Raw genomic sequence first — 14,145 nt, forward strand, 5'->3', positions numbered from 1 at the left:
ACCGAGCCCAGGCTCGACGTGGCAGCGCCTCGTCGAGCGGCTGGTGAGCCGCCGCTGAGCCGGTGCCACGTGGTGGACCTGCCGGTGGTGAACGACCCCCGTGGCAACCTGACCGCCATCGAGGCGGGCGTCCACGTGCCCTTCGACATCCAGCGCGTGTACTACCTCTACGACGTGCCGGGTGGTGCGCGGCGGGGTGGGCACGCCCACCGCGGGCTGCACCAGCTGATCGTCGCCATGTCCGGCAGCTTCGACGTGCTCCTCGACGACGGGTTCAGCAAGAAGCTGGTCCACCTGAACCGCTCCTACAAGGGTCTCCTGGTCACTCCCATGGTGTGGCGCGAGATCGACAACTTCTCCTCGGGGTCGGTCTGCATGGTGCTGGCCTCCGCGCCCTACGACGAGGCCGACTACTACCGCGACTACCACGACTTCCTGGCCGATGTCGTCGGCGGTTGACGTCGACCGCGTCCCGTTCCTGGACCTCGGCGCCGCCCACGACGAGGTTCGCGCTGACCTGGCCGCGGCCTTCACGGCCGTCGTGGACCGGGGCGTCTACGTCCGGGGCGCCGAGTGCGAGCTCTTCGAGCAGGAGTGGGCGGCGTACTGCGGGACCGAGCACTGCGTCGGCACGGGGAACGGCCTGGACGCGCTGACCCTCGCCCTCCGCGCGCTGGGGGTTGGGCCCGGTGACGAGGTCATCGTCCCGGGACACACCTTCATCGCGACGTGGCTGGCGGTGGAGGCCGTGGGCGCCGTCCCCGTCGGCGTGGACGTGCTCCCCGACCGGCCCGTCATCGACCCGCGGGCGGTGGCTGCAGCAGTGACGCCGCGGACCGCGGCGGTCGTCCCGGTCCACCTGTACGGGCACGTGGCGCCGATGGCGGAGCTCTGCGCCATCGCCGAGCGCGCCGGCATCGCCGTCGTCGAAGACGCGGCCCAGGCCCACGGCGCCGAGGCCGACGGGATCAGGGCTGGGGCGTTCGGCCACGCGGCGGCCTTCAGCTTCTACCCCGGCAAGAACCTCGGAGCACTGGGGGACGGAGGTGCGGTGACCACCCGAAGCGCCGAGGTGGCAGACCGCGTCCGGATGCTCGCGAACTACGGGTCGCGCACCAAGTACCACCACGAGTCATCCGGCGTGAACTCGCGCCTGGACGAGCTTCAGGCGGCGTTCCTGCGCGTGAAGCTGCCCAAGCTCGACGACTGGAACGCGCGCCGCCGCACCACCGCCGCCGTCTACGAGGACGCGCTCAGGGCAGCGGGCGGTGCAGTGCGGACCGTGCCCGTCGCGGCCGGGACGACCAGTTCCCACCACCTCGAGGTGGTCCGTCTGCCGGAGCGGGACCGGGTGCGTGGGCAGATGGACCGGGCGGGCGTGGAGTGCTCCGTCCACTACCCGGTGCCGCCGCACCTGTCCGGCGCGTACTCCGGTCGCTCCCATCCCGCGGGTGGCCTCCCCGTCTCCGAGGCCTGGTGCCGGGACGTGCTGAGCCTCCCCACGGGTCCGGGCCTCACGGTCCAGCAGGCCGAGCGAGTGGTCCACACCCTTCTGGAGGTCGCCCGGTGAGCGCACCTCGCGGTGTGGTGCTGCTGGGCAAGGGCGACCTCGCCGTGCGGCTGGGGGAGTGGCTCCTGGAGCGCGACGACTTCCACCTGAAGGCCGTGGTGCCTGTGGTGCCCGAGCCGTCCTGGACGGCGTCGCTGGGCGACTGGGCCCGGTCGAGGGGCGTACCGGTGGCGGAGAGCGGCGCCGCCGCCGACGCCTTCGTGCTGCCGGGGGTTCCTGAGCGCCTGGAGCTCGCGATCTCAGTGTTCTACGACCGCCTGCTGCGCCCGTCCTTCCTCGAGCACTGCGACCGCGCCATCAACCTCCACAACGGGCCTCTGCCCCGCTACCGAGGCGTGTCACCGATCGCGTGGGCGCTGGAGAACGGCGAGACCTCCCACGGGGTGACCCTCCACGACATCGCGCCAGGCGTGGACGACGGAGACGTCATCGCCCAGACCACGTACAGCCTCTATCCGGAGGTCGACGAGGTGGTCGACGTCTACGGGCGGGCTCTGGATCACGGCTGGCTACTGCTGGTGCACTCGCTGCCGCGGCTGGACCAGCTCCGCCCACGTCCGCAGGACGACTCCCTGGCGACCACTTACCGGCGCAGTGACGACCACCGCCTCATCGAGCGCGCGGGGCTGCGACGTCCCGGACGCTGAAGCAGGCCCCCGCCGCGGTCAGCCGCGGTGGGGGTCCGCCGGTCCGCTCCCAGCCCCAGCGGCGCGAGCCAGCCAGGACGCGAGGACAGCGGCGTCGTCGCCCGTCCGGAGCATCCCCTGGAGCCGGGAGCCGTCGGGCGGGAGCAAGCCGAGGTCATCCACGACCTCCACCGCCACCTCCGCCGCGTCCGCCAGATCCCACCCAGCGAGGTCTGCGCAGGTCTGCTCCCAGACCTCGTGGTCGGGTCGCCCGAGGGTGGGCACGGTCCAGCGCGCCAGTTCCCGGTGGCCCCGCGTCCGCTGCAGAGCCGCCCCCACGACCCCCAGGTGATGACGGGCCTCCGCCACGACCGCCGCGTAGGCGGTGGCGGTGGTCAGCGGCGTCCCGTCCCAGCGGCGCACGCCGGGACCGGCGGCCGAGGTGCCGTCTGCCAGGGCCCGCTCCAGGAGGAGGCCGGGCGAGGACAGGTCGGCAGCGTCGACGGAGCCCGCCCGGAGCGCTGCACCGGCGCGGGCGGCGAGGTCCAGGTCGTCGATGCCCCGCAGCGCGTCCAGCGCGGCGTCCAGGTCTCCCTGCAGGGCACGGCTGACCGCCAGGTTCACGACGTCGCCATCCACGGGGTCCAGCTCGCGGGCCCGGAGGTACAGGTGCTCGGCCGCGGCCGGTGAGGTGGTCAGGAGGCGGTTGCCGAGCGCGAGCGCGGCCTCGCGCCAGACCCGGGGGTTCCGGTTCCCGTGCAGCTCGGGGAAGAAGCTCGGCAGGTCGCTCGTGGCCACCCACTCGGTTCGCACGCGCTCGGCCTCACGGGTCGTGCGCGTCAAGCCAGACTCCGAGGTGGAGAGTCCGGCTGCGTGGACCCGGTAGCGCACGAGCCCGCGCGGCAGGTAGCGGAAGCGCACTCGCCCCGCAGACTTCAACCAGAAGTGGTAGTCGCAGACGAGGCCCTGTTCGAAACCACCCAGGCGATCGTGGACGCTTCGCCGGACAGTCGCCGAAGGGTGGCCCACGAAGTTGTGCGCCACGACCTCACGGGCGGCGCTGAGGTCCGTGTAGGCGGCGGGCAGGTGCCAGGAAAGGCCACCGGGCCGGCTCGAGGCATCCATGATCTCGGCCGCGCCGTGGCAGACGCCGAGTTCGGGATCCGCGTCGAAGGCCTCCACCTGGGCGCTCAGCCGGTGAGGGAGCATAGCGTCGTCGCCACCCAGCCAGGCGAGCAGCTCGCCGCGCGAGGCCGCGAGCAGGCGGTTGAACACCAGGTCGAGCCGACCCGTGCGGCCGATGTTCGGCTGTGTCATCACGCTGACGCGAGCGGACTCGTACTTGCGAGCCACGCTCAGCGATCCATCGGCTGACCCGTCGTCGAGCACGACGACCTCGTAGTCGTCGTAGTCCTGCTGCAGGACGGACGTGATCGTCTCGTCGAGGTAGCGAGCCTGGTCGTGAACCGGGATGAGCACGCTCACGCGCGGCGAGCGCTCACGCACCCTGAGGGGGTGGGCGGCGTCCGGCGTCCGCACCACTTGCGAGGCGCTGTCTCGCGCCTGGACCTCGAGCTGGTGGAGGAGGTCGTCCGCGGCGACCACCGTGACCTCAGCCTGGCCCGGTGGGTCTTCGAGCGGAACCTCGGTGAGGACGCGGAGGGGACCGACGGCTTCGCTCCACCAGCTCAGCACCTCCGACACCTCACCGGAGAGGCAGGAGCCGGCAGCTGCCGCACTGTCGAAGCCACCGACGGCCCCGAGCCCGAGCACTTCCTGCAGCTTCAACACCGCGGCGCCCAGCGGTGCGCGCGGATCCTCCGCCCCACCTCCGACGACCAGCAGGAACCGGTCGCCTCCGACAGGGCCGCTCACGCCGGAGCCATCGCCGCAGCGGTCACGTCGGCAGTCCCCTCGGGCCGGGCGAGGAGGTCGCCGAGCCGACCCAGGTCGAGCCGACCACCGGCCCTGACCGTCGCCAACCGCCGTCCGCTGACGCGGGCGCGGAGGAAGCGGAGGACGTCTCCGGGGGGCACGTCCCCTGTGGCGAAGGCCTGCACGTCGCCCTCGAGGGCGTCGACGAGACCGCGCCATGCACGGAGGTCAGGCACGGCGAGGACGAGCTCGACCCCTGAGGAGCTTCCGAGGTGGACGGCGAAGTCCTGGACGGACTCCACCGCTCCGTCAGTGTCAGAGCCCTCGCAGAGGATGACGACCGACAGCTCGTAGGGGTAGGCGTCCAGACGCGCGCTGGAGCCCGCCAGCATCTGACCGCGGGCCGCCGCCAGGGGAGAGGAGCGAGGCACGGGGTGCTTGGCGTAGATCGCCTCGAGGGCGGTGTGGAACCTGAACTGCTCGCGGACGGACTGGTTGCCGGTCCCCGAGCGCCAGCGGTACTCGGCCGTCGGCACGGGCACGTGGCGGAAGGGGAGCAGCGCCGACAGCCGGATCCACAGCTCCCAGTCCTCGAGGACCCGGAGGTCGGGATCCAGGCCCCCGGACGCGCGGACCGCGGCCAGGGGGACGAGCGCTGACATGCCGACGATGTAGTTCTCCACGAGCAGCCGCTCGGCGTCGAAGTCGCTGGCACCGAAGACCTCGCGCTGCACGACCCTGCCCGCCGAGTCCTCGGCGACCCGGACGCAGTGGGAGTAGACCACCGCTCCGGTGTCGCCGGCGGCGGCGTCGACCAGCGAGGTGAGGTGGTGCGGGTAGGCGATGTCGTCGTCGTCGAGGAAGTTGACGAAGGTCCCGCGCGCCAGTCCGAGCGCGGTGTTGAGAGCCCCGCAGCGGCCCGCGTTGGTCGTGTGCTCGGCCAGGGTGATCGACAGGCTCGAGGAGAACTCGCCCACGACGTCGTCGACGGGAGTGCCGGCATCGTTGACGACGACGACCTCAAAGTCCTCGAAGGTCTGCGCGGCCAGGCTGGCCAGCGCGCGTCGGAGGAGCTCCGGGCGGTTGTAGGTCGGCATCACCACCGAGACGACGGGCGGAGGGCCCGTCACCGCAGCGCGCGCCACGTGCTGCTCGCTCATCGCTCCGCCCCCACGAGCGCGCGCCCGAGCAGCCGCTCGAAGTCCTCGTGCACGTCCTCGGAGCGCCACAGGCGCAGCATCTCGCGCGAGGTGTGCATGAAGGCGGGCGTGTCGAAGACGTCGTGGAAGAAGTCTCCCGGCCGGCGCGGGTCGAACCAGTGGACGAGCGGGAGGAAGCGGCGGTCGGCCGGGCTGGTCCAGCTCCGCGCCTCGGAGACGAGCGGGGTCCCGCACGAGAGGACCAGGGACGCGCGCACCTGCTCGAAGCGGCTGGCCTCGTAGGCGCTGACGTTGAGTACCGCGCGCGCCCGGCGCACGAGGGCGTCCCGCTCGGGACCGTAGACGGGGCGCTGGAGCACCGTGACCTCCTGTCCGGCGCGCTCCACGGCGTGCAGCACCTCCAGCCGTCGCGGCGTGAGGCAGCCGACGAAGAGCAGGTCGATGTCGCGGTCCTCCAGGGGCGTCACGTGCGCCCCGAGGTGGGCCACCGGCCCGAGCCGCACCAGCGTCACCGACCCGGTGGCGCCCGCGTACGCGGGCAGGTTGTCGGGGTGGTAGTCCACGACTGCCGCGCAGCGCAGCAGGTCGAGGTAGCCCGAGGGCAGCGCTGCGCCTCCCGGGCCGAGCTGCTCGAGGTTCACGAGCACGCACTCGTACTGGTCGAGCAGGGTTCGGGGGAAGCCCAGGTGGGCGCCGAAGATGTAGTTGACAGCGCCGGCGACCAGGGTGTTGGAGGAGGCTGTCACGTGCGCGCCGGCGCGCTCGAACTCCTCCTGGAAGAAGACCAGCGGGTCGAGCAGCGCGCCGGAGTGGGCGTAGCCCGCCGGCTGCACCAGGCACAGGTGCACGGGTCTGACCGGCCCCGCCGCCCCTGACTGACCACGGTCGGGGCTCGCGTCGTCCACGGTCATGCCGGACCGACAGCGGTGAGCACGGCGTCCGGCACGAAGCGGCGGAGCTGGGCTCGGACCTGCTCGCGGTCGGCCGGGTCGGCCGTCGACTCCAGCTGGTCCAGCTGGTCGTCGAGGCCGGTGTCACCCAGACCGTGGTGGAGGAGGCCGAGGGCGAAGAGCCGCGCCCGGGGGTGCAGGGCCTCGTCGGCACCGATCGTCCGGAGCGGGCAGATCTCGGTGAGCCCCGCCTCCCGGACCCTGACCGACCACTCGAGCGCGACCTCGACGCTCGTGCGAGCCGCGAGGACGCTCCCGGCCACGAGCGGACGCGGGTCGCCGGGGCGAGCGTCCGCCAGAGCGGCGCTCCAGGCGAGGGCGAGGTCCGGGACCGCCACCGGTGCCTCGCGCAGCGACCGCTCCAGCAGCGCGTCGGGGACGTGTGCGGCGAGCTCGCGGAGGTCACCGCCGGCCGCCAGCACCGCCTGGAGGAGGGAGGAGACCGGGACCTTGTGCGGCGCGGCCACCATGAGCTGCACCAGGCTCGTCGCCGCGACGTGGGCCTGCCCGATGCCGACCTGCAGGTCCGCCACGGCGATGACCGCCATGTCGAGGTCGAAGGCACGACCCCACAGGTCGACGTCGCCCGCGGAACGGCCGCCATCGACGAGCCGCTGCAGGTCGGCCACAGCGGCCAGGGTCTCTCCGCAGCCGTAGCGGACCAGAGCGTGACGCAGAGCGCTGAGGCCGCGTGTCTCGCCGACCTGAGCAGCCCGGTCGGTCCACTGAGCCGCCTCGTGGAGGAGGCCGCGCTGCAGCAGCAGGGGGACGACTCCCCGTGCTGCCTGGACGACGTTGCCGGGAGTCACCTCGCGGTCGACGACAGTGCGGAGCACCTCGATGCACTCGTCGTGGCGTCCAGCCTGCCCGAGTGCCCTCGCGTAGGCGACGGTCGCCTCGGGCCAGCGGGGGTCGTCCTCGGCGATCGCACGGACGGCCGTCTCGGCGACCAGGAGGTTCCGCTGCGCCTTCCCCTGGACGTTCTCGTGACCCAGGGAGTAGCCGGAGTGCAGGAGGTGCATCTCCGGAGCGGTGCTGCAGGGCGTCCACTTGGTCGCTCCCTCGCGGGGCACGACCTGCTCGTGGAGGGCGCCCTCCCACCGCGCGCTGGTGCGCAGGAAGAGGCGGTAGGCGCGCACCTCATCACCGTCGACGCTCGCCGCAGTGCTCGGCGAGACGATCCGGACCAGGGCGAGCTCGCCGTCCGCGGCACGCAGCCAGCGGCGCAGGGCGCCCTGGTCAGCGACGAGCACCTCGTCGGCGTCCACGGACAGGATCCAGTCCGTCGTGGCGCTCGCCAGAGCGCGGTTCCGAGCAGCGGAGAAGTCGTCGTCCCAGTAGCCCTCCACCACCGTCGCCCCGGCCGAGCGGGCGATCGCCACGGTGTCGTCCGTGCTCCCGGTGTCGTACACGACCACCTCGTCGACGGCGTCCACCAGCGCGGTCAGGCAGTCACCGAGCCGCGCCTGCTCGTCCTTGACGATGAGGACGGCGCCGAGCGTCGGGCCGCCGGCGGGGCTGGTCCTTCCGGTCCCGGCCAGGAGGGCGTCGACGGGACGCAGCGCGAGCCGCGGCGCATCGAGGCTCGTGACGGACTCGGGGTAGGCGAACAGGTGGTGGGACCCCACGCGGAGGACCCCGATCTGGTCTCCTCGCCCGGCGAGCTGCTCCAGGACCTCGACGTCCCACCCCGGTCGAGTGCGCGCCCCGAAGGGCAGCACCAGGACGCAGGACGGGCCGGCGACCTCGGCAGCGAGAAGCGCGGCCCCTCCGTCGCGCACGACGGCGAGCTCGCACCGCTGAGCGGTGCTCGGGGACAGTCGTCGCGGGGCGACGACGGTCGCGATGACGCGCGCGTGCTGGGAGGTCGTGGACACGACCTCGCGCAGGCGGCGCTCGAGCCTGCCGCCGTCGAGCTCGCCGCAGTGGACGACGACGGTGGTCGCGGGCGTGTTCTCCGATGCGGTCACAGGGGACTTGTCGGCCACAGGGGGCGCTGGCTTGAGCCGAACGGGTGTCACACGGATGCCGAGCGAAAAACCTTCAGCGGTCGTGACCCCCGGCCGATGGACCTGGTGATCGCCCACGGACGGGCATCGCAGCACCACCCCACCAGTCATGGAGGAATTCGACATGGGCCTCTCGGTCAACAACAACACCGCTGCGTTCAACACGTACCGGAACCTGAGCACCACGCAGTCCCAGCTGTCCAAGAGCCTCGAGAAGCTGTCGAGCGGCTACCGCATCAACCGCGCTGCGGACGACGCGGCCGGCCTGGCCATCTCCGAGGGGCTGCGCTCCCAGATCCAGGGCCTCACCCAGGCGACCCGCAACTCCCAGGACGGCATCAACGTCGTCCAGACGGCTGAGGGCGCCCTGTCCGAGAGCACCTCGATCCTGCAGCGCATGCGCACCCTGGCGGTCCAGGCCGCCAGCGACGCCTCGGTCAACAGCGACGCCAAGGCCAACATCCAGGCCGAGGTCTCGCAGCTGAAGTCGGAGCTGGACCGCATCGCCAAGACCACCACGTTCAACGGCAAGGCGCTGCTCGACGGCTCCTTCAGCGGGACGTTCCAGGTGGGCGCCAACCAGGGCGAGACCATCTCCATCGGCGTGAGCACGTCGATGAGCTCGTCCGGTCTTGGCGTGTCCGGTGTCGACATGACCGGCACCGGCAAGTACACCTCGGCGGCCACCGGCACCGCCGCTGGTACCGCGGTGTACGCGAACGCCTCGACCACGTCCGCGGCGACCGTGACCTTCTACGCCCAGGGCTCGACGCAGGACAACTTCGTCGGTACCGGTGCCACGGCCACGGTCGACTCGTTCAAGAACCTGACCGGCACGATCAGCTTCGGTGGCAAGGTCTTCGACCTCAGCACCGTCGACTACGGCAAGTCCGCCGACACCGTCACCGTTGACGGCAAGACCGATGTCACCGAGGCCCTTGCCGCGCTGAACACCGCCGCCAAGGCCGCGCTCGGCGTCACCACCAACCCGTTCTCGGTGAGCACCGGCGCGCCGACCCAGCTCACCTTCAAGGTGACGGACGCGATCAGCGGCTACACCGGCACCGGCGGTGTCGCCACCAGCGGCTCGGCCACTGACATCGCTGAGGCCACCCCGGTCTTCGCCGCCGGCACCGGCGCGTCCTCGGCCATCAAGCTGCTGGACGACGCCATCAAGACGGTCTCCACGACCCGAGCCAACCTCGGTGCTGTGCAGAACCGCCTGGAGCACACCATCGCCAACCTCGGCACCGCGACCGAGAACCTGACGGCGTCCGAGAGCTCCATCCGCGACGTGGACATGGCTCAGGAGATGACCAAGTTCACGAGCAAGCAGATCCTGGCGCAGGCCGGCACCGCGATGCTGGCCCAGGCCAAGAACCTGCCGCAGTCGGTCCTCTCCCTGCTGCAGGGCTGAGCCCGGCGCTGCTGGTGGTCGGCTGAGCGATCAGCCGGCCACCGGCAGCGGTGGTTCTCGTGGTCCGGCTGCTGCACCCGANNTCGGGTGCAGCAGCCGGACCCGTAGCACCTCAAGTGCGCGTCTCGTCGTGACGATGCACTCCTCGACGAGCACGTCCGAGCGAAAGGCGCCCCCATGGCCTCCACGTCCGCGGTGACCGGCCTGGTGACTGGTCTCGACACCAAGACCATCATCAGCCAGCTCATGTCCATCGCGAGGGCGCCCCAGGACGAGCTCAAGACCTCCCTGAGCAAGACGAACTCCCAGGTGACCGCAGCCCAGGCGATCAACTCCAAGGCCGCCTCGATGACGAGCCTGGCCGCTGACCTCGCCTCGGCGAAGACCTTCACGACGGCCAGCGCCAGGAGCAGCGACTCCTCGGTCTCGGCGACGGCGTCCTCGTCGGCGACACCCGGGTCCATCACCTTCACCGTGAAGCAGCTCGCCACGGCGCACGTCGTCCTCAGCGACGCGATCCCGTCCGGCTCGAGCTCACCGGCGATCTCCATCGGCAGCGCCAGCTACGCGGCTGACACGGTCTCGGCGCTGGCCGACAGCATCAACAAGGACAAGGACGCCAAGGTCACCGCGACCGTCGTCAACGACGGTACGTCGCAGCGCCTCCAGCTCACGGCCAAGGACACCGGGTCTGACAACACCTTCGGCGTCAGCGGCACCGGCTTCACGGACAGCAACGGCGACGACGTCTCCACGGTCGTCAAGCAGGGGCAGAACGCGCAGATCACCATGGGGGACCCCTCCGCGGGCTCCGGTGCCGTCACCATCAGCTCGAGCACCAACACCTTCACGGGCCTGATGGCCGGCGTGGACGTCACCGTCTCCGCGAAGGACAAGACGGTGACCGTCAGCACCTCGGTGGACCAGAGCGCGATCTCCTCCAAGATCGCGACTCTCGTCACCGCGATGAACAACGTGCTGGGCGACATCCAGTTCCACACCAAGGCCCTGGCGACCGGACAGACAGCCAGCTCCACCAGCGGAGGGCTGCTCCGGGGGAACAGCACCCTGCGCGACCTCGCAGGCCAGCTGGTGGGCTCCGTCACCGTGAACGCGACCACCACCAGCGCTGGCGGCACCACCACCGGCGTCAACGCGACCCAGGCGGGCTTCTCCGCTCAGCGGGACGGCACGGTGACCTTCGACGCCGCCGCCTTCAGCAAGCTCTACGCCAAGGACCCGGCGCAGGCCGCCGCGGTGGTCCAGAAGTTCGCGGACACGGTGCAGAGCATCGGCAAGCTGGCCAGCGACCCGGTCAGCGGTTCGGTGACCGGCTACGTCAACGGCGGCCAGACCACCGCCAAGACGATGACCCAGAGCATCGCCGACTGGGACGACCGCCTCGCGAGCAAGCAGAAGCGCCTCGAGTCGCAGTACGCCGCGCTCGAGGTGGCCCTCGGCAAGCTCTCCGACCAGGGCAACAGCCTCACCGCCGCCCTGAAGCAGTTCGAGAACAACTGACCGTCGACAGACGTCGCCGCCGACGGAAGGACCTGATCCATGACCTACGCCCTGCAGACCCGCCGCGCCCGCTTCATCAGCGACGGCGTCGCTGCCGCGTCCCCGCAGACGCTGCTGGTGCTGCTCGCCGACCGCCTGGTGCTCGACCTCGGCCGCGCCGAGGCCGCCCAGCGCGCCGGTGACCTCGAGAAGGCCAACGCCCAGCTCCAGCACGCCCAGGCCATCATCGCCGAGCTCGACGGCGCGCTCGACCACGACGCCTGGGCCGGCGCCAAGGAGCTCGCCGCCCTCTACGGCTGGCTCCAGAAGGAGCTCGTCACCGCCAACGTGACGCGCAACGCCGACCTCACCGCGCAGCTGCGCGTGGTCGTCGAGCCGCTCGCCGACGCCTGGCGCCAGGCCGTGACCGGCATCCCTTCGGTGACCACGACGCCGGCCGTCGCCGCGACCACAGCGGCCCGCTCCTTCGGGGGAGTGGCGTGACCGAAGGACCCAGCACCGACCCCCGCACCGTCTGGGGCGCCTCCCTCGACGCCCTCGAGCTCGACCTCGTCGAGACCGAGCGCGCCCTCCTGCTGGAGAGCGCGGCCGACGTCGTCCCGGAGGTCCGCCCGACGTGGCAGGCTCCCGCCGTGCCGCTTCCCGCCGAGCTCGCACCCCGCGCCGCCGCCCTGCTGGCGCGCCACCAGGACCTGACCGCGCGCGTGGAGCGCGCCATGGCCGGCATCCGCCGCGAGCAGCGCCGGTCCACCCAGCTTCACGCCCGCCTCGACCTCGGCACCGCGCCACCGCCGGTGTACGTCGACAGGGCGGTCTAGCCGCGTGCCGCACAGCACCCACGTCCGCGTCGGCCGCCAGGCCATCGTGGACCGCGACCTCAACCTCGTCGGCTACGAGCTGCTGTTCCGCGCCGGTGGCGCCGACGCGGCGAACCTGCACAGCCAGGCGGAGCACGACGCGGCGACCTCGCAGGTGCTGACCGCGGTCCTCGGTGACTTCGGCGACCGGACCCTGTCCACCGGGTCCCGCTTCTTCGTCAACCTCACCCGCGCCTTCGTGGTCGGTGAGCTGCCGCTGGCCCCCGGCCTCGAGGACGTCGTCCTGGAGCTCACCGAGGAGATCGTCGTCGACGACGAGGTGATGGCCGGCGCCCACCGGCTGCGCCAGCGCGGCTTCTCCCTGGCCGTCGACGACTTCGAGGGCGAGGCCCACCGCCTGCCCACCCTGCCGCTGGCGCAGTTCGTCAAGCTGGTGCTGCCCCCGGCCGAGGACGTCTTCCTCGACGCGGAGGGCCGGCTGGTCGACAGGTTCGACCACGTCGAGCAGCTGATCTGCGTGGTGCGCGAGCACAACCCGAGCGCGCTCATCGTCGTCGAGCGGGTGGAGAGCCTGGAGGACTTCCAGCGCTGCCGCGCCCTCGGCGTCGACCTGTTCCAGGGCTACTGGGTGCAGCGCCCGGTGGTCCACGAGAGCGCGTCCATGAACCCCGCGCGGGTCTCGGCCCTGCGCCTGCTGGTCGCCCTGGGTGACCCCGACACCCCCACTGCCGAGGTCGAGCGGCTCGTGCTGGCCGATCCCGCTCTCAGCTTCCGCGTGCTGCGCCTCGCGAGCTCCTCCGCCGTCGCGACGCTGTCGCCGGTGAGCTCCGTCGGTCACGCGATCGCGCTGGTGGGCCGGCGCACCCTGTCGTCCTGGGCGGCGCTCACCGTGGTGGGCGCCAGCACCGGGGCCGGCGGGGGCCAAGGGCGCGCCGCCCTGACCTTCGTGCTCGCCCGAGCCGGTGCCGTCGCGCGCCTCGCCGTCGACCGCTCGCAGGAGGCCTACACCGCCGGCCTGCTCTCCGGCACCGCCGAGGCCATGGGCATGTCCGTGGACGAGCTGCTCTCCACCGTCAACGTGCCCGACTCCCTGCGCGGTGCGCTCACGGAGTTCGAGGGCCCGGTCGGCACGGCGCTCGCCGCCGTCCTGTCCACCGAGGCCAGCCCCGCGGCACCGGCGCCGCGCGGCGAGGCGTCCTCGCCCGTGGAAGCGGGGCGCGCCTACGCGCGCGCCCTGTCCGAGGCAGCCGGCCTGACGGCCATGCTCACCTCCTGAAGGCTCCTCAGAACGCGTCACCCGCTCGGGCTCAAGGACGTCACTCGGTCTGCCGATGACTCCTCTGAGCGACGGATCGCTCACCCAGCGGCCACGGACACGGCCAACCCCTCGCGGGACTGCCAGGCAGCCCGCTTCTGTGGAGGCCCCGTGTTCGACTCCGTCAGCTCCGCCGCGCTGCGCTCGGCCCTCGACGGGCTTGCCGCACGCCAGCGCGCCACCGCGGACAACATCGCCAACATCAACACCCCGCACTACCTGGCCGCCCGCGTCGACTTCGAGTCCGCGCTGCGCCAGGCCGTGGAGGGTGGCAGCGGTGTCGCCCCGACCACCGAGTCGCGCGACATGACCGCGCCGACCCGCGAGGACGGCAACAACGTCGACCTCGACACCGAGACGCTGTCCAACCTCGACACCCAGCTGCGCTACCAGCTCGTGTCTCAGGCCATGAGCAGCAAGTTCTCCTCCGTCGCCAACGCCCTGAAGACGAGCTGAAGCCGCCATGAGCCTGTTCGACGCCCTCAAGGCCTCCGGGTCCGGCATGACGCTCGCCCGCAAGTGGATGGACGCGGTCGGCGACAACATCGCGAACATCAACAACGTGTCCCGCACCGACGAGGACGCCTTCCGGCAGCGCTTCGTGGTCGCCCAGGCCAGGGACTACGGCACCGACCACACGGGCAGCAGCCCCGGCGGTGTCGAGGTGGCCGGCGTGGCCTTCGGCAGCGGCGAGGGGCGCCTGGTCTACGACCCGTCCAACGCCCTCGCCGACGAGGACGGCTACGTGAAGATGCCCGACATCGACATGAACAGCCAGATGGGCCAGCTGATCATCAGCCAGCGCGCCTACCAGGCCAACGCCGCCGTCGTCGAGCGCGCCCGCGCCTCCTACGAGGCCGCCATCAACATCGGAGCGAAGTGAC

At 71.8% G+C, this 14,145-nt stretch carries 14 protein-coding genes; 10 read left to right on the plus strand and 4 right to left on the minus strand.

Annotation, left to right across the window (positions count from 1 at the left end):
* Positions 1-69: 69 nt before the first annotated feature.
* The 3 genes from FHN55_RS03410 to FHN55_RS03420 are packed head-to-tail and all read left to right on the plus strand — an operon-like array spanning position 70 to position 2,217.
* Positions 70-459 (plus strand): FdtA/QdtA family cupin domain-containing protein, encoded by a 390-nt coding sequence (locus tag FHN55_RS03410; protein WP_257570664.1) that lies wholly within the window; start codon positions 70-72, stop codon positions 457-459.
* Positions 443-1,570, plus strand: a complete 1,128-nt coding sequence (locus tag FHN55_RS03415; RefSeq protein ID WP_139710813.1) for a DegT/DnrJ/EryC1/StrS aminotransferase family protein — start codon at positions 443-445, stop codon at positions 1,568-1,570. The genes FHN55_RS03410 and FHN55_RS03415 overlap by 17 nt, the downstream gene beginning before the upstream one ends.
* Positions 1,567-2,217, plus strand: a complete 651-nt coding sequence (locus tag FHN55_RS03420; protein ID WP_139710816.1) for a formyltransferase family protein — start codon at positions 1,567-1,569, stop codon at positions 2,215-2,217. The genes FHN55_RS03415 and FHN55_RS03420 overlap by 4 nt, the downstream gene beginning before the upstream one ends.
* A gap of 18 nt (positions 2,218-2,235) precedes the next feature.
* On the opposite strand, the gene FHN55_RS03425 is transcribed toward FHN55_RS03420, so the two are convergent.
* The 4 genes from FHN55_RS03425 to FHN55_RS03435 are packed head-to-tail and all read right to left on the minus strand — an operon-like array spanning position 2,236 to position 8,151.
* Positions 2,236-4,071 carry a glycosyltransferase gene (locus tag FHN55_RS03425; RefSeq protein WP_180357614.1) on the minus strand — a complete coding sequence of 612 codons (1,836 nt, stop codon included), beginning with the start codon at positions 4,069-4,071 and terminating at the stop codon, positions 2,236-2,238.
* Positions 4,068-5,231, minus strand: a complete 1,164-nt coding sequence (locus FHN55_RS22515) for a glycosyltransferase family 2 protein (RefSeq protein ID WP_180357615.1) — start codon at positions 5,229-5,231, stop codon at positions 4,068-4,070. The genes FHN55_RS03425 and FHN55_RS22515 overlap by 4 nt, the downstream gene beginning before the upstream one ends.
* Positions 5,228-6,079 carry a hypothetical protein gene (locus FHN55_RS22520; protein WP_180357616.1) on the minus strand — a complete coding sequence of 284 codons (852 nt, stop codon included), beginning with the start codon at positions 6,077-6,079 and terminating at the stop codon, positions 5,228-5,230. The genes FHN55_RS22515 and FHN55_RS22520 overlap by 4 nt, the downstream gene beginning before the upstream one ends.
* 59 nt (positions 6,080-6,138) lie before the next feature.
* Positions 6,139-8,151, minus strand: coding sequence for a glycosyltransferase family 2 protein (locus tag FHN55_RS03435; protein WP_180357617.1), 2,013 nt, complete (start codon positions 8,149-8,151; stop codon positions 6,139-6,141).
* 148 nt (positions 8,152-8,299) lie between these two features.
* Between FHN55_RS03435 and FHN55_RS24055 the strand changes: the two genes are divergently transcribed.
* The 7 genes from FHN55_RS24055 to FHN55_RS03470 all read left to right on the plus strand — a co-directional run bounded on the left by FHN55_RS24055 (position 8,300) and on the right by FHN55_RS03470 (position 14,144).
* A complete protein-coding gene (locus tag FHN55_RS24055) occupies positions 8,300-9,607 on the plus strand; it encodes a flagellin (RefSeq protein ID WP_218974310.1) in 1,308 nt (435 codons plus the stop codon).
* A 177-nt stretch (positions 9,608-9,784) separates the two neighbouring features.
* Positions 9,785-11,128, plus strand: coding sequence for a flagellar filament capping protein FliD (gene fliD / locus FHN55_RS03445; protein ID WP_139710821.1), 1,344 nt, complete (start codon positions 9,785-9,787; stop codon positions 11,126-11,128).
* A gap of 39 nt (positions 11,129-11,167) precedes the next feature.
* On the plus strand, positions 11,168-11,611 hold the full coding sequence (gene fliS, locus FHN55_RS03450; protein WP_139710823.1) for a flagellar export chaperone FliS: 444 nt from the start codon (positions 11,168-11,170) through the stop codon (positions 11,609-11,611).
* Positions 11,608-11,946, plus strand: coding sequence for a hypothetical protein (locus tag FHN55_RS03455; protein WP_139710825.1), 339 nt, complete (start codon positions 11,608-11,610; stop codon positions 11,944-11,946). The genes fliS and FHN55_RS03455 overlap by 4 nt, the downstream gene beginning before the upstream one ends.
* Positions 11,947-11,950: 4 nt before the next feature.
* On the plus strand, positions 11,951-13,222 hold the full coding sequence (locus FHN55_RS03460; RefSeq protein ID WP_139710827.1) for an EAL and HDOD domain-containing protein: 1,272 nt from the start codon (positions 11,951-11,953) through the stop codon (positions 13,220-13,222).
* 150 nt (positions 13,223-13,372) lie between these two features.
* On the plus strand, positions 13,373-13,717 hold the full coding sequence (locus FHN55_RS03465; RefSeq protein WP_139710829.1) for a flagellar basal body protein: 345 nt from the start codon (positions 13,373-13,375) through the stop codon (positions 13,715-13,717).
* A 7-nt stretch (positions 13,718-13,724) separates the two neighbouring features.
* The gene (locus FHN55_RS03470) at positions 13,725-14,144 is read left to right on the plus strand and encodes a flagellar basal body rod protein FlgC (RefSeq protein WP_139710831.1); all 420 of its coding nucleotides are present in this window, start codon (positions 13,725-13,727) and stop codon (positions 14,142-14,144) included.
* The last annotated feature ends 1 nt before the right edge of the window (position 14,145 follow it).

The organism is Streptomyces sp. NP160, from assembly GCF_006335115.1.
Classification (GTDB): Bacteria; Actinomycetota; Actinomycetes; order Actinomycetales; family Quadrisphaeraceae; genus Quadrisphaera.